This window comes from Pseudoalteromonas sp. Z9A5, assembly GCF_011378875.1.
GTDB lineage: Bacteria > Pseudomonadota > Gammaproteobacteria > Enterobacterales > Alteromonadaceae > Pseudoalteromonas.
The window spans coordinates 26185-47836 of sequence record NZ_WTLC01000024.1 but is presented as its reverse complement, the minus strand read 5'-3'; the positions used below and the strand labels follow the sequence as shown (position 1 = coordinate 47836).

21 protein-coding genes are annotated in these 21652 nt (G+C 38.6%); 8 read left to right on the top strand and 13 right to left on the bottom strand.

The window, feature by feature from the left end; all coding sequences use genetic code 11:
* Positions 1–48 precede the first annotated feature (48 nt).
* Positions 49–1344 carry an aminopeptidase PepB gene (gene pepB / locus GQR56_RS13205; protein ID WP_166112253.1) on the bottom strand — a complete coding sequence of 432 codons (1296 nt, stop codon included), beginning with the start codon at positions 1342–1344 and terminating at the stop codon, positions 49–51.
* A gap of 123 nt (positions 1345–1467) precedes the next feature.
* Here pepB and sfsA point away from each other — a divergent pair, with 123 nt between their 5' ends.
* From sfsA to GQR56_RS13165, 8 genes are all read left to right on the top strand, one after another.
* Positions 1468–2184, top strand: coding sequence for a DNA/RNA nuclease SfsA (gene sfsA, locus GQR56_RS13200; RefSeq protein WP_166112250.1), 717 nt, complete (start codon positions 1468–1470; stop codon positions 2182–2184).
* A gap of 318 nt (positions 2185–2502) precedes the next feature.
* The gene (dksA, locus tag GQR56_RS13195; protein ID WP_024611520.1) at positions 2503–2946 is read left to right on the top strand and encodes an RNA polymerase-binding protein DksA; all 444 of its coding nucleotides are present in this window, start codon (positions 2503–2505) and stop codon (positions 2944–2946) included.
* Between the two features lie 20 nt (positions 2947–2966).
* The gene (gene gluQRS, locus GQR56_RS13190) at positions 2967–3881 is read left to right on the top strand and encodes a tRNA glutamyl-Q(34) synthetase GluQRS (RefSeq protein ID WP_166112247.1); all 915 of its coding nucleotides are present in this window, start codon (positions 2967–2969) and stop codon (positions 3879–3881) included.
* Positions 3882–4057: 176 nt separating this feature from the next.
* Complete coding sequence (pcnB, locus tag GQR56_RS13185) at positions 4058–5491, top strand: polynucleotide adenylyltransferase PcnB (RefSeq protein ID WP_024611522.1); 1434 nt, start codon at positions 4058–4060, stop codon at positions 5489–5491.
* A gap of 4 nt (positions 5492–5495) precedes the next feature.
* Positions 5496–5981, top strand: a complete 486-nt coding sequence (gene folK / locus GQR56_RS13180) for a 2-amino-4-hydroxy-6-hydroxymethyldihydropteridine diphosphokinase (RefSeq protein WP_166112244.1) — start codon at positions 5496–5498, stop codon at positions 5979–5981.
* 31 nt (positions 5982–6012) lie between these two features.
* Positions 6013–6807 (top strand): 3-methyl-2-oxobutanoate hydroxymethyltransferase, encoded by a 795-nt coding sequence (gene panB, locus GQR56_RS13175; protein WP_166112241.1) that lies wholly within the window; start codon positions 6013–6015, stop codon positions 6805–6807.
* Entirely contained in the window at positions 6807–7655 is an 849-nt protein-coding gene (panC, locus tag GQR56_RS13170) for a pantoate--beta-alanine ligase (RefSeq protein ID WP_024611525.1), read from the top strand. The genes panB and panC overlap by 1 nt, the downstream gene beginning before the upstream one ends.
* Positions 7656–7689: 34 nt before the next feature.
* Entirely contained in the window at positions 7690–7926 is a 237-nt protein-coding gene (locus GQR56_RS13165) for a hypothetical protein (protein ID WP_024611526.1), read from the top strand.
* A gap of 78 nt (positions 7927–8004) precedes the next feature.
* Here GQR56_RS13165 and GQR56_RS13160 read toward each other — a convergent pair whose 3' ends face one another.
* The 12 genes from GQR56_RS13160 to GQR56_RS13105 form a co-directional block, all read right to left on the bottom strand.
* Positions 8005–8169 carry a hypothetical protein gene (locus tag GQR56_RS13160; RefSeq protein WP_166112238.1) on the bottom strand — a complete coding sequence of 55 codons (165 nt, stop codon included), beginning with the start codon at positions 8167–8169 and terminating at the stop codon, positions 8005–8007.
* Positions 8170–8564: 395 nt separating this feature from the next.
* On the bottom strand, positions 8565–9533 hold the full coding sequence (locus GQR56_RS13155; protein WP_024611528.1) for a phosphate ABC transporter substrate-binding protein PstS family protein: 969 nt from the start codon (positions 9531–9533) through the stop codon (positions 8565–8567).
* 106 nt (positions 9534–9639) lie between these two features.
* On the bottom strand, positions 9640–10956 hold the full coding sequence (gene phoR, locus GQR56_RS13150; protein ID WP_166112235.1) for a phosphate regulon sensor histidine kinase PhoR: 1317 nt from the start codon (positions 10954–10956) through the stop codon (positions 9640–9642).
* Between the two features lie 65 nt (positions 10957–11021).
* Positions 11022–11711 carry a phosphate regulon transcriptional regulator PhoB gene (gene phoB / locus GQR56_RS13145; protein ID WP_024611530.1) on the bottom strand — a complete coding sequence of 230 codons (690 nt, stop codon included), beginning with the start codon at positions 11709–11711 and terminating at the stop codon, positions 11022–11024.
* 722 nt (positions 11712–12433) lie between these two features.
* Positions 12434–13498, bottom strand: a complete 1065-nt coding sequence (gene fba, locus GQR56_RS13140; protein WP_007587174.1) for a class II fructose-bisphosphate aldolase — start codon at positions 13496–13498, stop codon at positions 12434–12436.
* Between the two features lie 207 nt (positions 13499–13705).
* On the bottom strand, positions 13706–14881 hold the full coding sequence (locus GQR56_RS13135; protein ID WP_166112232.1) for a phosphoglycerate kinase: 1176 nt from the start codon (positions 14879–14881) through the stop codon (positions 13706–13708).
* A gap of 69 nt (positions 14882–14950) precedes the next feature.
* Complete coding sequence (gene epd / locus GQR56_RS13130) at positions 14951–15967, bottom strand: erythrose-4-phosphate dehydrogenase (protein WP_166112229.1); 1017 nt, start codon at positions 15965–15967, stop codon at positions 14951–14953.
* A 192-nt stretch (positions 15968–16159) separates the two neighbouring features.
* On the bottom strand, positions 16160–16822 hold the full coding sequence (locus GQR56_RS13125) for a peroxiredoxin-like family protein (protein ID WP_166112226.1): 663 nt from the start codon (positions 16820–16822) through the stop codon (positions 16160–16162).
* 79 nt (positions 16823–16901) lie between these two features.
* On the bottom strand, positions 16902–17636 hold the full coding sequence (locus tag GQR56_RS13120; RefSeq protein WP_166112223.1) for an SIMPL domain-containing protein: 735 nt from the start codon (positions 17634–17636) through the stop codon (positions 16902–16904).
* 30 nt (positions 17637–17666) lie between these two features.
* On the bottom strand, positions 17667–18920 hold the full coding sequence (locus GQR56_RS13115; protein WP_166112220.1) for a DUF3644 domain-containing protein: 1254 nt from the start codon (positions 18918–18920) through the stop codon (positions 17667–17669).
* Between the two features lie 176 nt (positions 18921–19096).
* Complete coding sequence (locus tag GQR56_RS13110) at positions 19097–19720, bottom strand: 3'-5' exonuclease (RefSeq protein ID WP_166112217.1); 624 nt, start codon at positions 19718–19720, stop codon at positions 19097–19099.
* Between the two features lie 15 nt (positions 19721–19735).
* On the bottom strand, positions 19736–21574 hold the full coding sequence (locus tag GQR56_RS13105) for a DUF294 nucleotidyltransferase-like domain-containing protein (RefSeq protein ID WP_166112214.1): 1839 nt from the start codon (positions 21572–21574) through the stop codon (positions 19736–19738).
* Between the last annotated feature and the right edge of the window lie 78 nt (positions 21575–21652).

Below are 21652 nucleotides of genomic sequence, written 5' to 3'. Positions count from 1 at the left end.
ACAAAAAAAATAGGCGCTTGTGAGCGCCTATTTTAAAACTAATTTATATTATGCTTTTTCTAGCAAAGTACGTGCAACCGTACGCATACCTTGCGTTGTTGCACCCGCAGCCCATTGGTTTGTGCTACTCATGTTAAATGCCGCAGCTAAATCAATGTGTACCCAACCTTTACCATCGTTTGGTACAAAGCGTGATAAAAAGCCTGCCGCATTTGATGCGCCGCCGTAACCGCCACCTTTTTGTGCACGGCTATTAGCTGTATCAGCGTAAGGTGATGGACAGTTTTGCTGATGCCATTTTTCAAGAGGTAGAGGCCAAGCAGCTTCCATTTCTTGGCAAGCAAATCCTTCAACTTCACGTACAAACTCTTTATCAAGCGCAAATAATGCATTGTACTCTTGACCAACAGCAACTAATGCAGCACCGGTAAGTGTTGCAGCGTCAATAATAAGTGGTGCGCCTGTCTCTCCTGCGGCCATTAAGCCATCAGCTAGCACTAAACGCCCTTCTGCATCAGTATTTACGATTTCAACGGTTGTACCATTTTTATAAGTAAGAATGTCACCTAACTTATATGCATGACCCGAGATTAAGTTCTCAGCACAACATAAAAACAGCTTAATACGTTTTTCAATACCACGATTAATAGCCAATGCTAAGCCAGCAGTTACTGTTGCAGCACCGCCCATGTCGCATTTCATACCAAGCATACCTTCGCTCGACTTAATAGAGTAACCGCCTGAGTCAAACGTAATACCTTTACCTACAAGTGCAGCACTTACTGGCGCGTTTTCATCGCCAGTAGGATTGTAATCAAGCTCAAGCAATACTGGTGGACGAACGCTGCCACGACCAACAGCGTGAATACCAATCCACTGTTGCTCTAATAATGCATCGCCTTTAATGATTTGGTAGCTGACGTGTTCAGGCGCTAATGATTGAATAAATTCAGCGGCTTTTTCAGCTAGGCTTTCAGGGTAAATGTCATCGGCTGTACCGTTAACCATTTCACGCGCCCAAATTGCCGATGTTTTTAAGTAAGCAAGTTCTTTAATATCTGATTGTGCGTTATCAACAAACTCAACACCATCTAATGATTTTGGTGTTACAAAACCTTGGTAAAAAGCCCACTGGCTTTCTGTGCACCAAGTGTCGCCTGCTAATTCAACGTTTTTAACGCCTTGGATTGCAATAGTACGACCTGCTTTTTGAACATTTTTTAATGTTTCTTGTTCAGACAAATGAACCGTTGCACCATGCTCGTTAAAAGATAACGACGCATTTTCGCCCCAATGGCTTGGCGCAGACTGCTCGCTTAGTTGAACAACAAATTTTTCACTCATGTTAGAATACCTTTGCACTTAAATGTGCCACCGAGTTTACTATAGAGCGCTTAAGTTCCCAACAGCTTGAGATAAATAACATAAATCACGCTACTGCTTAGCATTTACGCCTTGGAAGTTATTATGAAATATACGCCAGCACTGCAATCAGCTACATTATTAAGGCGCTATAAACGTTTTTTAGCCGACTTACAGCTTAATGACGGTTCTGAATTTACCGCGCATTGTGCTAACACAGGTAAAATGACGGGATGCGCAGAGCCTGGTTTTAATGCTTTTTATTCCACAAGCAATAATACTAAACGAAAGTACCCGCATTCATTAGAGCTTACCCAAAACCATTTATCGCAACTTATATGTGTAAATACAGCCATAGCAAATAAAGTGGTAGAAGAAGCAATAAATAACAACGTTATTAGCGAGCTTACACATTACGAACAATTACAAAGCGAAGTAAAATATGGCAGCGAAAACAGCCGTATCGACTTTTTACTTACAAGTAAAAATGAGCCTGATTGCTACGTAGAGGTTAAATCGGTCACTTTATTAAGTGAAAATGATACACACAATGGGCAAGGTTATTTCCCTGATACACAAACAGTTCGCGGACAAAAACATATTCGTGAATTAATAGAAATGGTCGAACAAGGGCATCGCGCCGTACTACTGTTTGCTATTTTGCATGAAGGGATAAATACCGTCAGTGCTGCGGCGCATATAGATGAAAAATATGCTCAGTTATTAAACCAAGCAATTAACAAAGGCGTTGAGGTATTGGCTTACAAAGCTATTATTTCTGCAAATGAAGTTACACTTCATACAAAAATTTCATTTATATAAAAATCTATTAATACAAAGCATTAAGTTAATTAAAATTTTTAAATAGCACTAAACTTTAGTAAAACTTTAAAATAGTCGTTTTGAATTCACTAAACTAACTTGTTTTTAAAAGTTTTGCCCACATAACAAGGCAAGTTTTAGAAAGCGAATACGTGAATGAATAAAAGTGTAAACAAGATATTAATACGCTTTTAAATCACTAAATATGGTTGAAGCTAATTCGATTAATTAAAAATAAATTTGCCTAGGATATAAGTTTCTGTTATTTATACCGCCGGCTAATGCTGAGGCATTAAATTAAGGATTTAGGAGATAGTTATGCCAGACCAAAAGAAACATGGTTTATTGGCTCAAGCCGGTTTAGAACCATACCAAGAAAAACCAGGCGAAGAGTACATGAATGATGCACAACGTGCTCATTTTAGAACGATTTTAGAAACTTGGCGTAACGATCTTCGTAACGAAGTTGATCGTACAAAGTCGCACATGCAAGACGAAGCAGCCAACTTTCCAGACCCAGTTGACCGCGCAGCACAAGAAGAAGAGTTCTCTTTAGAACTTAGAACACGTGACCGCGAACGTAAACTAATCAAAAAAATTGAAAAAACAATTAATTTGATTAAAGAAGATGATTTTGGCTTTTGTGAGTCTTGTGGCATCGAAATTGGTATACGCCGCTTAGAAGCGCGCCCAACTGCTGATCTATGCGTAGACTGTAAAACACTTGCAGAAATTAAAGAAAAGCAATCTGGACGCGGCTAATTAATTTATATTAATTAGTTATGCCTCCTACAGCCGTTACTGCGCCTATGTGTAAATATCGCGGGCGTTTTGCACCGTCTCCTTCTGGACCATTACATTTTGGTTCACTTGTGGCGGCTGTAGGTAGTTACCTTGATGCAAAAGCAAATCAAGGAAAATGGTTAGTCCGTATTGAAGATATAGACACCACGCGCGTTATTAAAGACGCCGACACCGATATTCTAAACACCTTACAAGCCTATGCCCTATACTGGGACGAACCTGTTGTTTATCAAACGCAGCGCCTTAATTTATACCAAGACACCGTTAACTCCCTTTTAAAGCAAAACCTTATTTATGGGTGTAACTGCACCCGAAAACAAATAAAAGCCATTGGTGGTATTTATAAAGGGCATTGTAAAGCGCTTAAGCACAACACAAATACTGACGCACTTCGTCTTATTCAAACTCATGCAACAACGCAATTTAATGATCTTATTCAAGGCGATATTAACGTCAATAGCGCCCTCGCCCATGAAGATTACTTAATAAAACGTAGCGATGGTTTATTTGCCTATCAACTTGTAGTAGTGGTTGATGATATTGAGCAAGGTATTAATCGTATTGTAAGGGGCGCAGATTTAATTGAGCCAACAGCACGACAAATTAGTTTGTTTAAACAGCTTAATAACCCAATACCTGAATTTGCACATTTACCGTTAGCTGTAGCTAAACCAGGATTTAAGCTTTCTAAGCAAAACTATGCACCCGCCATAAGTAAACAAAATCCAAAACCGGCATTAATAAGTGCATTCGAGTTTTTAGGTTTACCAATAAACGCTAATTTAATGGACTTAAATATTGAGCAGTTAATGGCATGGGGAGTAAACAAATTTAACTTAAAACAGATTCCACACGTACCTGAAATACAAATTTCTCAGCATCCAACTAGCTAAGCCATCCAATTTACACAATTAAGTAAATAAAAATCACTAAAAACGGCTTAATTTCAACACATCAACTTAATTTTTAAACCCTGCTGGTATATGATACCCGCCTAAATATATGCTATTTACGTTAAACAGTTAGTATTACGTTATAACACCTATACTTGCTGTAGTTTTTGATTGCGATGGCGAGCCAATCAACACCTTCTAGGAGACAGATTATTATTTCCAAGCTTTTTCAATTTTGCAGACAAATAATCGGCCCAAATACGAGTGCCGAAAACACGCCTGTAAGTGCATCTGTAAGCAGCGAACCGTTAGTGATCACTCGTGGTGAACATGGTATCTCTCGCAAACAATTTAGCCCAAATGCAATCAAAGTACTTTATCGTTTAAAAGACGGTGGCTACGATGCCTATCTAGTTGGTGGTTGTATTCGCGATATATTGTTAGGTCAGCAACCAAAAGATTTTGATGTAGTAACAAACGCGACACCTGATCAAGTAAAAAAACTATTCAGAAATTGCCGTTTAATAGGTCGTCGCTTTCGTTTAGCACACATTGTATTTGGTCGTGAAATTATTGAAGTAGCGACTATGCGCGGGCACCACGAAGCGCCAGAAGATAAAAACCAAATAAGCCAATCAAGCGATGAAGGTCAATTACTTCGCGATAACGTATTTGGCAGTATTGAAGAAGATGCAGAACGCCGCGACTTTTCAATTAACGCGCTTTACTACTCAATCAACGATTTTAGCATTCACGATTACGCCAATGGTTTAGCCGCAATAAAAGCTAAACAAATTGAGTTAATTGGTGACCCAGAAACGCGTTACCGAGAAGACCCTGTGCGTATGTTACGTGCGGTACGCTTTGCAACAAAACTTGATATGAGCATTGCGCCAAACAGCGAAAAACCAATAGCTGAACTAGCAAACTTACTTGATAACATTCCGCCTGCGCGTTTGTTTGAAGAAATACTTAAGTTGTTTTTAAATGGTAAGGCTGAAGCAAACTTTTTAATGCTGCGTAAATACGGTTTATTCCGTTCGTTATTCCCTGAACTAGATAAAATTTTAGATAAAAACCCTGACGGTCTTGAAAACAAACTCGTTCAGCAAATGTTTCAAAATACCGACAAGCGTATAAATTCAAATAAAAAAGTAACGCCTGCGTTTATTTTTGCTGCACTGCTTTGGTTCCCGTTATTGGAGCACACTAAAAAGATTCAAGAACAAGAGCAAATACTTGAGTACGATGCCTTTGCACAAGCAATGAATAAAGTACTTAGTGAAAGCTCTCAACATATTGCAGTACCAAAACGCTTTACGTTAGGCGCACGAGATATTTGGCATATTCAGCATCGTTTAGATAAACGTGCAGGACAACGTGCTTACAGATTAACTCAGCAGCCTCGCTTTAAAGCCGCTTACGACTTTTTATTGCTACGTGTGGATGCTGGCGAAACTCAGCATACTGAGCTTGCACAGTGGTGGACACAATACCTAAGCCAAGATATTAACGGTCAAAAAGACATGGTTAAAAACTTGGGTCATCAAGGCGGTCCTAAACCACGTAAACGCACTCGTCGACGCGCGCCTAAAAAACCAACCGAGTAATAATATGCACTGTGTTTATTTGGGTTTAGGTGCCAATCTAAACTCACCAAAAGAGCAGCTTGATAACGCAATAACTGCGCTTAAAAAGCTGCCTGATTGTGAGTTTGTAAGCGTATCGCATTACTATGCAAGTAAACCGATGGGCCCACAAGATCAACCTGATTACATAAACGCCGTTGCATGTATTAAAACAAGCCTTGAGCCTGAGCAATTACTGGATTTAACACAAAGTATAGAGCTTGAGCATGGGCGAGTTAGAAAAGCCGAACGTTGGGGTCCACGTACACTTGATATAGACACCCTATTATTTGGCGATCAAATTATAAATACCACGCGCTTAACAGTGCCTCATTATGGTTTGAACGTTCGTGAGTTTGTAGTGTATCCATTGTTAGAATTAGCACCCAAACTCATTTTACCTAGCGGCGTTGCATTGCAAGATATTGCAAATAATTTACCGCTCAATGACTTACAACAATTACCTCTGTAATTAACCTAGGCTTATGCCTGCGAGGAATATTATGTCTAAAATAACCGTTTCTACTTTGAACAAAATGAAAGCAGAAAATAACAAAATTACTGCATTAACAGCCTACGACGCTAGTTTTGCAAAGTTATTTCATGATAACGGCGTTGAAGTTATTTTAGTCGGCGACTCTTTGGGCATGGTACTTCAAGGTGGCGATGACACGCTTGCCGTGACCAATCAAGATATTGCATATCATACCCGTTGTGTACGCGCAGGTAGTCGCGAATTATTTGTAATTGCGGACTTACCTTTCATGACTTATTCAAGCGTAAGCGATACCTGTAAAAACGCAGCAGAACAAATGCGCGCAGGCGCTAATATGGTAAAACTTGAAGGCGGAGAGTGGCTTTACGAAAGTATTCAAGCGCTTACCCAACAAGGTATTCCGGTATGTGGGCATTTAGGTCTTACGCCGCAATCTGTTCACGTATTTGGGGGCTTTAAAATACAAGGTCGTGAAGAGAGTAAAGCACTTGAAATGATTGCAGATGCAAAAGCGTTAGAAGCGGCTGGCGCGCAATTATTAGTACTAGAATGCATTCCAAGTGCACTTGCTAAACGCATTACCGATGCGATAAGCATTCCTACTATAGGAATAGGCGCTGGTAACTTAACAGACGGTCAAATACTGGTAATGCATGACTTAGTAGGTATTTCAGCTGGGTATATTCCTAAATTTTCTAAGAACTTTTTACTTGAAACAGGCAACATGCCTGAAGCAGTTCAAAAGTATTGTACCGATGTTAAAAGTGGCGCATTTCCAAGCGCTGAACACGAGTTTAAATAATGCAATCAATAACTGAAATCAGATCGTTACGTAGTCAAATTAAAGCATGGCGCCAAGCGGGTCTTAGCGTTGCACTAGTGCCAACTATGGGTAACTTGCATCGCGGGCATTTTTCGTTAGTAGAAAAAGCAAAAAACTTAGCAGATAAAGTCGTCGTTAGTATTTTTGTTAACCCAATGCAATTTGGTGCTAACGAAGATTTAGATAATTATCCCCGTACGTTAAACGAAGATAAACAAGGTTTAGCGGAGCTCGGAACAGATATAGTATTTACGCCAAGCACAGAAACTATTTATCCTAATGGATTAGGTGCACAAAGCTTTGTGGATGTACCTGATATTTCGCTGGGTTACTGTGGTGGCTCTCGACCAGGTCATTTTAGAGGCGTTGCAACAGTCGTTACTAAGTTATTTAACTTAGTACAACCTGACTACGCCTGCTTTGGTGAAAAAGACTTTCAGCAACTGCAAGTTATTAAAACCATGGCGCGCGACTTATCAATTCCGGTTGAAGTAATTGGTGTGCCTACCATGCGCGAAGTATCTGGGCTTGCTATGAGTTCGCGTAATGGTTATTTATCCGATGAGCAAAAAACAACTGCAACTATATTGTTTAAAGCACTTAATACTTGTGCAGAGCAGCTAAAAAGTGGCAATAAAGACTTTGTAAAACTTGAAGAAGAAGCTAAACATAATTTAGCTCAAGCAGGTTTAAAGCCTGACTATTTTGAGATAGCTCAACGAGATACATTAAAAAATGCTACACTCGATGATACACAATTTGTGATTTTAGCCGCAGCCTATTTTGGTGGTGTTAGATTGATCGACAACATTCAGGTCGAAATTTAATATTATTGCGACTCTATTTTTAAGGATAAGAAGCATGCAAACTTTAATTAAAACAAGCGTAGCCGCCCTTACTTTTTTAGTTTTAGCAGGTTGTCAAAACCAAATAGAAAGCCCTGAACTTAACCAGTGTGCTCAACAAAACTATCAATGCGAAACTAACTGCGAACAGCAATCAATTGGCGAAGGCTTAAAACAACAAGTATGCTCTGGTAAATGTGTTGAGAGCTATAATCAATGTAAAGTACAAGCTGAAAACTTAGGTAATTTATAATTTAGTTTTTGTTTTTAGTTTTAAAAAAACCGCTTAGTTGGCGGTTTTTTTATGCCTTAAACATCGCCGCATGTAAATTTAAGGCGCGTTACGTCCACTCGGCGTTGCTTTAAAGTCTTTAATCATATTATGTGGGTCAACTAATGAACGGTGCTCTTTTGTTGCCTCACCCCACCAAATAAGTCGATTAATGGTTCGGCTAAAATAGTCAAACCATGAAATTTGATCTTCATCTGTTTGCAAAGATCCATCCTCATTAAAAACGTCTTGTGCTTTAAAAAAACGAGAATCTTCATATCTAAAACTCTATTTATTGAATCGTAGAAAATCATCACTGTGATTAATTACCATGCGATAGAAATTATGTTTTTAGGAAAGTTGTACAATTGTTTTTTATTACCAAAGTAATGATTTTTAAGATAAGTATTTTAGATAGGATTTATTCACTAAAGGATAGTTAACTACAAAGTGGGATTTATAATAAAGTAGCTCTGTAATTACCTCTGCATTAGTTTATTTATATTGGCTATCAATCAGATGCCTTTAAAAAACACGTTTTTAATAAATGTACTATAAACAAAAAAACCAGTTAATGAATGTCATTAACTGGCTTTTATATTCGCTATATTAAGGTTTGTTTAATTTAAACCAAGCTTTTTAAGTTCTACTTCTACTAGCTTTGCAGAAAGTGGTACATAACCATCTTTTTCTACAATTTGCTGACCGTCTTTTGAAAGTACCATTTTTAAGAACTGTGCTTCCATTGGAGACAACGGCTTATTTGGGTGCTTGTTTACATAAACATATAAAAAGCGAGACAACGGATATTTACCTTTAGCAACGTTATCTAATGTTGCATCAACAAAGTTATCGCCTTTTTTAGCAAGTGGTACAGTACGTACACCCGATGTTTTATAACCAATACCAGAGTAACCAATTGCATTTAATGACGATGAAATTGACTGTACTACTGATGCAGAACCAGGTTGCTCATTTACGTTGTTACGAAAGTCACCTTTACACAATGCTTTCTTTTTAAAGTAACCGTAAGTACCCGATACAGAGTTACGTCCGTAAAGCTGAATGTCTCTTGCTGCCCAGTTACCTGTTAAGCCAACATCACTCCAACGATTTACTTGCTCAGACGCACCACATTTGCGAGTAGATGAAAAAATAGCATCTACTTGGTCAATACGAAGACCTTCAATTGGGTTGTCTTTATGAACATAAACAGCTAGTGCGTCAATTGCTACGCGTACTTCTGTTGGTTTGTAGCCGTAGCGTTTTTCGAACGCTTCGATTTCTTTTGATTTCATTTTACGGCTCATAGGACCAAGGTTAGCTGTACCTTCGGTAAGTGCCGGTGGAGCAGTAGAAGAACCTGCTGCCTGAATTTGAATATTTACATTTGGGTAAATACGTTTGTACTCTTCAGCCCAAAACGTCATCATGTTGGCTAAAGTATCTGAACCTACTGATGAAAAGTTGCCTGAAACACCGCTAATTTTTTGATACTCAGGAATATTTTGATCTAGAGCAAAAGCTTGAGCAGATACGAAAGTTGTAACAGCCACACCCATTGCGGCAACTAAATTTTTAAATTTCATGTTGGGTTCTCCAGTTTGTTCGTCCCATTTTGTAACTGGTGCCCACTCTAAAGTGAGTACATGACAGTTACATTACTCTTAAATGACACTTTTATGACTTGACTGATTAGCTTAATTTTTTAGTTAATGGAACAATCTTATCCATTGAAAATTCAAAAGAAAAACACGATCCTTTACCTACTTCACTCGTAATATTTAATTGGCTATCGTGGCGTGTTAACACATGCTTTGTAATAGCTAAGCCTAAACCGGAGCCACCAGTTGTTCTACTGCGTGCTTTATCTACTCGATAAAAACGCTCAGTTAAACGGTTAATATGCTCTGCTGCAATACCATCACCGTTATCGATAACACTAAAGCACGCTTTGTTATTTTTACGCTGCCAACACACTTCTACTTTGCCACCAGGCTTTGTGTAATGAATAGCGTTAAATACTAAATTAGAAAATGCACTGCGTAATTCGTCCTCAGAGCCTTTAATATCTAAAGAGGTGTCTATATCAAAAATAAGTTCGTGCGCTTTATCTTGATTGATTGATTGCGCTTCTGTTTGAATATAAGTAAGTAACTGGGGAACATTAATTGCTTTATCGTTATCTTGGCGGCGTGCACCTTCAATACGCGAAAGCGACAATAGTTGGCTAACTAAACTATCCATCCGTTTGCATTGCTCAAGCATTGTTTTTTGTGCTTTACCCCACATAGCCGGTGGCGGCATCATATCGCCATCCATCATTTCAAGATAACCGGCAATAACTGTTAGTGGAGTTCGAAGTTCGTGCGATACATTTGCCACAAAGTCTTTACGCATTTGCTCAAGTTGTTTTAAACGCGTTACATCTCGCACGACCACCATAAGCTGCGTACTTGCATATGGCATTACCCTAAATTCAAGTACTTGCTCCACAGCATGCCCATTATCAAGCTCAAGCGCATCGTCAAACTCGCCTTTGTGCATATATTTAGCAAACTTAGGTTCGCGTATTAAATTATCAAGTCGCTGACCATGATCCCCCGGCCACTGTAAACCAAGTACTTTAAGTGCAAGTTGATTACACCACACAATACTTAAATCGTTTTGCAGCACCACAACGGCATCAGGTACAGCTTCTGCACCATCACGAAAACGGCGAATTAAATCGGCAAGTTCATTACGTTTTTTACGATTACGATGTTGCAGATGATAAATACCTTCGAACACTTGCTCCCATGCCCCCTCACCTTCAGGCGGATTAAAGCTACGTTGATTAAGTAGCCAATCACTCAAACGATAAAGTTGATGGTAGTGCCAAACAAGAAGAGAAAAAGATCCTAAAAATAAAAGCAAAAATGGTGCGCCAACTAGCACACCAATTAATAGTAAGGGTAAAAAATAGATAAACAGGCGTTTTACTAATGCCTGTTTATTAACAACTCGATACATACACTCACTTTACCTTAGAGTAGTAATACATGCGTATTTCACACATTAACTAAGCTTTAAGCTGATCACAGCTTACTTGAAAAACGATAACCGGCACCACGTACAGTTTGTACTAAACGGTCATGTCCAAGTGATCCAATTGCTTTACGTAAACGACGGATATGCACATCAACAGTGCGATCCTCTACATACACATTGGTACCCCATACATGATCTAGTAATTGTTCACGACTATAAACACGCTCTGGGTGGGTCATAAAAAAGTGCAGTAATCTAAACTCGGTTGGTCCCATATCAAGCTCATTACCCTCTGAGGTAACACGATGCGAGATTGGGTCTAAGCGTAAGCCATGTACTTCAATAGCTTCCTCTAATGAGGTTGGCGATACACGGCGAATAACCGCTTTAATACGCGCCATAAGTTCTTTAGGAGAGAACGGCTTAGTTACGTAATCATCTGCGCCTACTTCAAGACCGCGTACTTTGTCTTCTTCTTCACCGCGTGCCGTAAGCATAATAATTGGTATTTGGCGTGTGTGTTCATTTTGTTTGAATTTTTTAGCAATTTGAATACCACTACCACCTGGTAACATCCAATCAAGTAAAACCATATCAGGATACGGTTCAACCATAGCAGCAATAGCAGAGTCGTAATCTTCTGCTTCAATTGCTTGAAATCCATTTTGCTCTAAAACAAAAACCAGCATCTCCCTAATAGGAGCTTCGTCATCTACGACTAGTACTTTACGTGACATTCCAATTTATCTCTTACGCTATCGAATTAGTTTTCATTATTATGACTAAGTATGACATTTTTATGAAAGTGTAACGTGTAATTTAAAATGATGGTAAAAAAAACACAAAATAGTGACAATAAATCTCATTAACACCATATTTTTAAACATTTTAGTATTTCAGTCAGTAAAAAAGTGATTTGCGATAAATTTATATAAACAAAGACTTTTTACAAATTTAGCCACCCTACCTCTTTCTATATGTTGCTAAATAAAGCTAATTTACTGGGATCAATATTTTACTAACCATACTTTTTTAACTGATCGATTGTTTAAAAAATAGCTTTAAACACAATTTGAAACCGGTAAACACGCTTGTATAAGCATCAACATGTACAAAAATAGATCTGTATTTTACTAAGCCCATAATAAAAGATCAGATTTTTACCAAGCTGATCTATTTACAGATCAGATTTGTACCTAGTCAAACATCTAAACTGTTGATTGTTTATACAAACATATAACGATCAGATTATTTTAAAGCTTAAAATACCGTCAATGTGTATTTTACTTAGTAAAGTAATGATCCCAAATTACTTATGTTAGTAAATGCGTGATCCCAAAATACAACGTTAGTAATGCAGTGATCTCACAAATGTAATCTGCAAGATAAAGTTACAAGCATTAAAAAAGCCAGCAACTAAGTTACTGGCTTTAAAAATGATCAGTTATAAAATGATCAATTATCTAATTTTAGGGTCTAGCTCACCGCTTAAATACTTAAGGTGCATTTCATCAAGTGAAATTGGCTTAATTTTACTAGCCTGACCAGAGGTACCAAACGAGTTGTAGCGTGCAACACAAATTTCTGTCATTGCTTTAGTCGCTTCGGCTAGGTATTTACGCGGATCGAAGTTAGATGGATTTAACGCCATATGACGACGAATTGCACCAGTAGATGCTAAACGTAAATCGGTATCAATATTTACTTTACGAACACCAAACTTAATACCTTCAACAATTTGCTCAACAGGTACGCCGTAAGTTTCTGGAATTTCGCCACCGTACTGATTAATAATTTCTAACCATTCTTGTGGAACAGAAGACGAACCATGCATAACTAAATGCGTGTTAGGAATACGCGCATGAATCGCTTTAATACGGTCAATTGCTAAAATGTCATCGGTTGGTGGACGTGTAAATTTATAAGCACCATGCGATGTACCACAGGCAATTGCAAGTGCATCAACGTGAGTTTTATTTACAAAGTCAGCGGCTTCTTCAGGATCTGTTAGCATTTGCTCAGTAGTTAATAACCCTTCTGCACCAACGCCATCTTCTTCGCCAGCTTCACCTGTTTCAAGTGAACCTAATACACCTAGCTCGCCTTCAACCGATACGCCACAGGCATGCGCCATAGCAACAGTTTCGCGCGTTACTTCTACATTGTATTCGTAGCTTGAAGGGGTTTTACCATCGCTCATTAATGAGCCATCCATCATTACAGATGAAAAACCAAGCTGAATTGAACGTTGGCATACACCTGGCGATGTGCCGTGATCTTGATGCATTACAACTGGGATATGTGGCCATTCTTCAACGGCTGCTAAAATCATATGACGGATAAATGGAGCACCAGCGTAAGCACGAGCGCCAGCTGATCCTTGAACAATTACTGGGCTGTTTGTTTTGTCAGCCGCTTCCATTATTGCGCGCATTTGCTCTTGGTTATTAACGTTAAAAGCAGGTACGCCGTAACCATGCTCTGCTGCATGATCTAAAAGTTGTCGCATACTGATTAAAGCCATTGGGTATTCTCCAATTTATCGATAGTAGTTCCCTACCATCTAGTTTGAACGGATGTGTTAGTTTGGCGTTACTACAACGCCACGAAAAACCACTGCTTTGCAGTAAAATTCCGTATAAATTAACTATTAAATTAGGGTGAGAGGTATTTAATAATTAATTGTCGCAGGTGGAGTAAACCCCACCCGCTTACGCCTAAGTAAAATAAGTTACTTAGCGCGTGATTCTAGCATTTCAACAGCAGGAAGTTTTTTGCCTTCTAAAAACTCTAAGAACGCACCACCACCGGTAGAAATATAAGATATTTTGTCGCTAATACCGTATTTATCAATTGCAGCTAGGGTATCACCGCCACCAGCAATCGAAAACGCATTTGAGTTAGCAATAGCTTGAGCAATAGCACGTGTGCCATTACCAAATTGATCAAACTCAAACACGCCAACAGGACCATTCCATACAACAGTGCCCGCATTTGCAATAATTTTTGCAAGCTTGCTCGCTGTATCTGGGCCAATATCAAAAATCATATCGTCGCTTGTTACTTCGCTTACATCTTTAAGCGTAGCTACAGCAGATTCCGAAAACTCATTACCAACAACAACGTCGGTCGGTACCGGAATTTCACCATTATTAGCAACAGCTGCTGCACATAAACGGTTTGCTTCATCCATTAAATCAGCCTCATAAAGCGACTTACCAACAGGATGACCTGACGCTGCAATAAAGGTATTAGCAATACCGCCGCCAGTAACTAGCTGGTCAACAATTTTAGAAAGTGAATCTAAAACAGTTAACTTAGTAGATACTTTTGAACCACCAACAATCGCCACTAAAGGACGCGCTGGGTTATCAAGTGCTTTACCTAATGCTTCAAGCTCAGCCGATAATAACGGACCAGCACACGCAACATCTGCAAACAAACCAACGCCATGCGTAGACGCTTGTGCACGATGAGCCGTACCAAATGCATCCATTACGTAAACATCACACAGTGCTGCAAGTTGTTTAGATAACGCTTCGTCGTCTTTTTTCTCGCCTTTGTTAAAGCGCACATTTTCAAACACAACAACTTCGTTATCGGCAACATCAACACCGTTTAGGTAATCTTTTTCTAAACGTACAGTTTGTTCAAGCGCATCGTTTAAGTAATCAACTACAGGCGCAAGCGAAAACGCTTCGTCATACTCGCCTTCTGTAGGACGACCAAGGTGAGACATAATCATTACTTTAGCGCCTTTTTCAAGGGCTAATTTAATAGTAGGTAGTGCTGCACGAATACGCGCATCTGACGTCACTTTACCTGCTTTAATTGGTACATTTAAATCTTCACGAATTAATACGCGCTTGCCGTTTAAATCTAAATCTGCCATTTTTATGACTGACATGAACATCTCCTTAGTTAACGATACTGAACTTAAAATATATGTTTAAAATTATAATATTAATAAATAAAATTACAGCTTTGTTGCCATCATAGCACGTGCAGTGTCGAGCATACGATTAGCAAAACCCCATTCGTTATCGCACCATACCAACAGCTTTATTAATCGTTTGTGACTAACGCGCGTTTGTGTGCCATCGATAATACAAGAATGCGGATCGTGATTAAAATCAACCGATACTAATGGCTCTTCGGTATAACTTAAAATACCTTCAAGGCGGTCTTTCGCTTGTGCTTTTAGTGCATTATTTACCGCACTTAAATCTACATCGGTATTAACCGTTACACTTAAATCCATTGCCGTTACATTTATAGTCGGAACTCGTACGGCTATGGCTTCAAAACGGCCTTTAAACTTAGGTAAAATACGGTCTATACCACGGGCGAGCTTTGTATCAACCGGAATAATAGACTGACTTGCAGCGCGCGTACGGCGTAAATCATGATGATAACCATCAATCACTTGCTGATCGTTCATCGACGCATGAATAGTCGTAATAGCGCCCGACTCAATACCAAACGCATCATCTAATACTTTAATAACCGGCACAACACAGTTAGTTGTGCACGAGCCGTTAGACACAATTGTGTGCTCGCTTTTAAGCTCATCGTCGTTAATGCCATATACAATAGTGGCATCAACATCGTTATCAGCCGGATGCGAAAACAATACCTTTTTAGCACCTGCGGTAATATGTAACTGCGCATGTTCACGCGAGTGATAAACGCCAGTACATTCAAGTACAACGTCTACATCGAGTGTTTGCCAAGGTAATTCAATTGGGTTTTCTTCACAAAAAAGTGCAATGGTATCGCCTGCAACACTAATGGTGTCTTCACCAAGTTTTACAGGGAAAGAAAAACGACCGTGGGATGTGTCGTATTTTAATAAATGAGCAATAGCTTCAGGGTCAGCAAGTTCGTTAATCGCGACAATTTTTATATCGTCGCTTAAACCTGACTCGTATAACGCGCGGACAATATTTCGACCAATACGACCAAAACCATTAATTGCAAGTTTGATTGCCATGAAATATAAAATCCACTCTTTTAGCGTGCAGATAAAGGCAATACGCCTTTTAGATGGCTGTATTGTAATCGACCTTGAGTATGATTATAAGAGGGTAGCATTAGAAACTTTAAATTAAGAGTAAAGAGCTTACGCGTTGCAAGCTCTTTAATGGTTCTGGGCTTTTAGATTAAGCCTTGTAAATTAAGCTTTTTAAACTAGTTTTTTTAATGCATTAATTATATCTTCTGGCTCAGAGCGAGTACGGTAATCAACATCAACATAGCGCCAAGTCACTTTACCTTGTTTATCTAAAACAAAGGTGGCAGGAATAGGTAAAATACTGCCATTTCCATTATTCAGCGACTCTAAATCTAGTCCTCGGTCTACTCGCATATGCTCTAGTAAAAATGTAGGTACTTGCCATGCTACGCCGTAGCTTGCTGCTACATCCGCATTTTGATCCGACAGTACTACAAAATCCATTTTACTTATTTCGTTTTCGCTCATTGAGCCATCGGGTACTTGCGGGCTAATAGCCACCAGCTGCGCACCTAAAGCATGAATTTCAGGTAAACGTGACTGCAGTGCTTTCAGTTGTAAATTACAGTACGGGCACCAACTACCACGATAAAAAGTAACAACCACAGGCCCTTTAGCAAGTAACTCGGTTAACTGCACCGATTGACCATGTTGATTTGGTAACTCAAAACTTGGTGCGCTTTGGTTTAAATCAAGTGCATTAGCACCTTGTTGAAACGCTTTTGCTTGTGCAATAGTTTCATCAACGCCTTTCATAAAATCAGGATTACCTTTACGCCCTGCTGCTATTTTTGCCTCAGTTTGTGCTTTTAACGTGTTATTTTCATCGCTCATAATATGGCTACCTTCAAATTAATCAAAAACTTAAAGCCAGCTTACATTATGAAAATGTATTTGAAATGAAAATTTCAACTTAATCATTTACTTCTAAATCAAACACCACGTTTATTGATGATTTAAATGTAATAGTTTCTTGCAGGTACTTGCCTTGTTCAAATGGATTTCTAGTAACTTTAGAACCGGTTACAACTATTCTCTCAAAATTACCTGCACCATAACCATAACTTGAACGGTTAGAATTTGAATTAATGCTGTAAATTTTTCCAAGCTCTGCGCCAAATGCTTTAGCAAGCTCGCTCCCTTTAACTATAGCGTTATCTATTGCGCCTTGTGTTGCTTCAGCTTCTAACTGCGCGAATTTTGAAGACATAAGCTCAATATTCGTCAGTTCATTAATTTTTACACTTAATGCAAAATCGATAAAGTCATTCACTTTTTCAATATTTCTTAATGTTACTTTAAGTGTTCTTGTTGCCACAAACCCTGCATTAATCATTGTACCACTCTCAACATTAAACTTGTCGTCATCATTGTAAGTTAACAGGCTTGTAGCAGAAACATCAGTCTCCTTAACACCGAACTTGCTTAAACCTTTAAGTAGCAAGTTTACTCGATCATCAACATCACGTTTAGCATCAAGTGATTTGTCTTTAAAGCTTATTACTTCAAAAGAAATCTCAGCCATATCGGGCTTTGCTAATATCTCAGCAGTGCCCTGTACTGCAATATGGCGATTAGCAGGCAAGCTTGAATTAGCAAAAGTGATAAGTGGGAATAATATTAGAAAAATAGTGGTGATGAGTTTCATACTCGTTCCTTGAATAGCAATAATTTATTATCAAATCGCTTGTTGTTTAACGAGTGTTAGGACTTCTGGTTTTTTTAATTCTTCTATTAAAAATTTACTCCAACACAATGAATACAAATAACCTTCAAAACCTTCTACAAAACCTGAAAATTCACCTTTAAAACCTCTTTGTTCACCACGTGGTCTTGCATCATAAAATTTCCAACATTTAGTATGTAAAGCTATATTAAAGAAAGGAATTTTTTTAGAAACAAGCTCTACAACTTTACTTGGTCTTAACTTAAAAGGACTTTCGACCCCCTTGATAAATGCAACACCTTGTTCGTAGTTTTCTAACTCTTGCTCACTTAACTTATTTACGTTAATAAACTCTATAGCCATATCCGCTGACTTTGCATGATTTCCTAGTTTAGGAACCAAAAAGGCTCGAACCCTATATTTTTGACTTTGAACTACATCATCGTTTAGATCATTTCGATATGTTTCCATATATCGGCGAACAACTTTGTAATTATCTTTTTGAAGCTGTTTCAAAGCATCTATCTGAGCTTGTTCGGAAATTCTTGTTAATTGCATTGCAATCGCAAGACTTGCGGTTAAAGCATGCTCATCTCCAAACTCTTCAACTAGTATTGTTTCGAAATTACTTAATGCTGACTGACATTCGCCACTCACGGCTAAATCAATAGCAGGTAAGCTTCGGTGTTCTATTTTATTTCTTAACCCGATTAAAAATTTTATATTCGCTTTTTCTGGAGCTTCAAATCCCAACCAATACCCATCGATGCACTCACTCAATTCCCATGACTTTTCTTCACCATCGATAAAAATCGTTCTTCCATTTGCACCTTTATGGAAATAATCAATTCCTTTCTTCTCAAATATAGCATGCATAAGTGATGTATAAGCAATCACTATATTTACTATGAACCCATAAGTTTTAAATTCAGTATAGGGGTTGTTATAAGTTGATACGGCAAGCAACGCGAACTCTTTAGCCTTGTGAAGTAATATTCCTTTTACAGAATGATTAATTACTTGTTGTAACTTTTGGCTATGAACCGCTCTAAATTCATTTTTACTTAAAAAAGCTATTCCGGAACTTGAATACTGCTCTCCATCTTTTTCTAGATATTGATACCATCGTTTAGATAAATATGTTCTACATGTGTCAGCCTTCCACTCCGTTGCTTCCATTAATTGAAGTACAGTAAACGCTTCACTCTCTTTTTCTTTTTCAACAAGAAAATTATAAGCTAAATCAACTTTTTCGTATTTATTCATCTTCGCTATTCCATCTGCGTTTTCTGTTTATGAAATTTATATTTTTGATATTAAATAATGAATATACAAGTACCTATAATCATACGAATAACAATAAAAGTAAACTGCCTATCATTAAACCTTAGTTTTAACCGATAAGGTATTTTATCATTGGGTGTTGCTGTCCTCTGCCTAACCTACGTCAACTCGCCTACCATCAACTCTTTGCCACGGCTTATTTGATGGCACTGGGCTAGCAGTAACTCGGCGGTGGCTTGTGCATCGGTTAACGCATGATGGCAATGATAGCTTGGTAACTCATAACGTGTGCGGCAAGCATTAAGGGTTAAATCATCTTGTTTTATTTCAGATGAATGATGCAGTAAGCGCTTTTTCTCAATATGGAGTGTGTCGATTATGAGTTTAGGACGTATAGTTATATTGGCATTTTTAAGCGCTATTTTTAAAAACCCCCAATCGAGCATGGCATTATGAAATACTAAAATACAATCACTAAAGTGGCTACTTAACTGCGTTAATATACTGTTTAGGCTTAGCCCTTTTGCTATAGCATCGTCGCTAATTCCATGAAAAACAGGACTTTGCTCAAGGCTTTTTACGTCTTTATTTATAAGGTGCTGCGACTCGCTCATTTTTATACATTGGTTATCTATTATCACCCACGCTACCGATACAATTTCGTGCTGTTTTGCATCAAGCCCAGTGAGCTCTAAATCAATCACCAAATAACGTTGTTGTAAGGCATTTTTACCTAATAATTTACGGCGCTTTAAATACCGAGTGAGCAGCTTTTTAACCATGTTAGTAATCCATTATTATAAACTGCCGCGAGCAAACTTAAACGCGGCGGCTTGCTGCGCTTGTTTAACAAGGTAAAACGCTTCTTTTAGTTGATGGCGTTCTAGTGAGTTTAATTTATTAGGATTAATACAATTACTCGGTAAGCCTTCTTCGTTTATTTGTGTACTCAAGCGAAGCTGCGTTAAAAATCGCCAGCAATCTTTTAGGTTGTATATATCTTCTTTGCTGATCAGTTTGTGTTTTAGTAGTGCGTCTAATCGCTCTTGCGTGTTGGCGCGCTTAATACCCGCTTTTAAAGCGTATAAACGTACTATGTCGTTTATGATCACCACGCCGCGTTTTTTTAAATCTATGTATTTGTCGTTTTTATCTGTTTTTTCGGTTTTAAATTTATTAAATAAACCAATAGGTACGTTGTTGTTACTTATGTCAGTTGCCATAGCAGCGTAAAACAAATCGTTACGCGATATACGAATTAATTGCTCGCAAAAAGCCGTGTATAAAGCGTTTGAACCTTCAATAAATCGCAGGTCAAAAAATATCTTACAGTTAAGCATTGCATTGGGTGTGGGGCTTTTTATCCATTTAAAAAAGCGCTCGCTCCAGTCGTTTACGCTCATTCGGCACTCATCGCTGCTTGCCATAATATTACCTGGGCAACGCCTAATGCCGCACTCAACTAAGTTTTCACATACAAACTCTCCCATGCTTTTAAAGTAAGCGTGTTGTTCGGGGGTTAAGTCGTTAGGGAGTAATAAGCCGTTATCTTGATCTGAATGCAGGGTTTGTTCTTCGCGTGCTTGCGAGCCAAAGCAAATAAAACTAAAGCTGGTTGGCGCTGCGCCATGCTCTTCTTGAAATAAGTGAATAAGGCGCGATGTAAGCGCATCGGTTAAACCACTGAGTAATTTACCAATGAGCGATATGTCGTCAATATTGTACGAAAAACTACGCAGTAGTTCGGGGATTTCTTTTGCGTAGCGTTTTAAATCAGTAACAGTATGCGCTTTATATATGCGCCCAATAAGCTGTACGGGGTCGCTTTTTTGTTGGCGCAGTAAATCGGTGCTGGTTATCATCCCTATCGGGTTGTGACTTTCGTCAAGCACGGGTAAATGATGAATATTATATTTAAGCATTAAGTGCAGCGCCGAAAACACCCGGTTATTTTCAAATATAAACTTGGGCTTGGCGGTCATAATACTGCTTACTGCATCTTGTGGATCTACCTCGTCGGCAAGTACTCGATTACGTAAGTCGCGGTCGGTTACTACCCCTACTAAGTGCGCGTGCTGCGTTATCATTATTGACGATACGCCATGCTCTTTCATTTTTTTAGCACTTTGCCTAATACTTGCATCGGGCGTAAGCGTAATGGCGGTGCGGGTCATCAGCTCTGATATTTTACGCTCAGACCAACTATCGTTTTTACTTTTATAATGCGATGACAACAACCGGTTAGCATGAGCGCGTACAAAGTATTGCTCAAACGATTTATATTCTCTGCGTAAAAAATCAAAGTGCGTTTGAGAGAGCATATACACAATGCCCTCTTTTTGTACTTCTAACCTATTTTGAATTGCCTCGCCGGTTAACAGCGACGGAAAACCAAAATAATCACCTTGCGCCAAGCGTGTAACAACATCGCCCTTGCCATCAACTAGGTCATACAAACCAGAGCGAATTAAAAACAGTTTAGGGTTTTCACTTTGTAACCACTGAGTTTGGTTTTCGCGGGTGAGGTAAATAATATCAAGATGATTTACAAAATATTCGTATGCGCTGCTATCAAGCATAGTAAAAGGCGCTTGCAAACAAACGTATTGGGCTATTTCTTGTTGTTCTACACTCATTGTATTCGCTCTTTAAATGGTGATGTACCAATCTAATGTACTTATTTATTAAACAAATAAAAAGCCCGACTAAAGTCG

Coding starts and splice junctions, on each gene's coding strand:
- GQR56_RS13165 (WP_024611526.1), top strand. CDS start 7,690: ATGCAAACTTTAATTAAAACAAGCGTAGCCGCCCTTACTTTTTTAGTT.
- fba (WP_007587174.1), bottom strand. CDS start 13,498: ATGGCTTTAATCAGTATGCGACAACTTTTAGATCATGCAGCAGAGCAT.
- sfsA (WP_166112250.1), top strand. CDS start 1,468: ATGAAATATACGCCAGCACTGCAATCAGCTACATTATTAAGGCGCTAT.
- gluQRS (WP_166112247.1), top strand. CDS start 2,967: ATGCCTCCTACAGCCGTTACTGCGCCTATGTGTAAATATCGCGGGCGT.
- GQR56_RS13105 (WP_166112214.1), bottom strand. CDS start 21,574: ATGAGTGTAGAACAACAAGAAATAGCCCAATACGTTTGTTTGCAAGCG.
- phoB (WP_024611530.1), bottom strand. CDS start 11,711: ATGTCACGTAAAGTACTAGTCGTAGATGACGAAGCTCCTATTAGGGAG.
- dksA (WP_024611520.1), top strand. CDS start 2,503: ATGCCAGACCAAAAGAAACATGGTTTATTGGCTCAAGCCGGTTTAGAA.
- pcnB (WP_024611522.1), top strand. CDS start 4,058: ATGGCGAGCCAATCAACACCTTCTAGGAGACAGATTATTATTTCCAAG.
- GQR56_RS13135 (WP_166112232.1), bottom strand. CDS start 14,881: ATGTCAGTCATAAAAATGGCAGATTTAGATTTAAACGGCAAGCGCGTA.
- phoR (WP_166112235.1), bottom strand. CDS start 10,956: ATGTATCGAGTTGTTAATAAACAGGCATTAGTAAAACGCCTGTTTATC.
- epd (WP_166112229.1), bottom strand. CDS start 15,967: ATGGCAATCAAACTTGCAATTAATGGTTTTGGTCGTATTGGTCGAAAT.
- GQR56_RS13155 (WP_024611528.1), bottom strand. CDS start 9,533: ATGAAATTTAAAAATTTAGTTGCCGCAATGGGTGTGGCTGTTACAACT.
- GQR56_RS13110 (WP_166112217.1), bottom strand. CDS start 19,720: ATGGTTAAAAAGCTGCTCACTCGGTATTTAAAGCGCCGTAAATTATTA.
- GQR56_RS13125 (WP_166112226.1), bottom strand. CDS start 16,822: ATGAGCGATGAAAATAACACGTTAAAAGCACAAACTGAGGCAAAAATA.
- GQR56_RS13120 (WP_166112223.1), bottom strand. CDS start 17,636: ATGAAACTCATCACCACTATTTTTCTAATATTATTCCCACTTATCACT.
- pepB (WP_166112253.1), bottom strand. CDS start 1,344: ATGAGTGAAAAATTTGTTGTTCAACTAAGCGAGCAGTCTGCGCCAAGC.
- panB (WP_166112241.1), top strand. CDS start 6,013: ATGTCTAAAATAACCGTTTCTACTTTGAACAAAATGAAAGCAGAAAAT.
- panC (WP_024611525.1), top strand. CDS start 6,807: ATGCAATCAATAACTGAAATCAGATCGTTACGTAGTCAAATTAAAGCA.
- GQR56_RS13115 (WP_166112220.1), bottom strand. CDS start 18,920: ATGAATAAATACGAAAAAGTTGATTTAGCTTATAATTTTCTTGTTGAA.
- folK (WP_166112244.1), top strand. CDS start 5,496: ATGCACTGTGTTTATTTGGGTTTAGGTGCCAATCTAAACTCACCAAAA.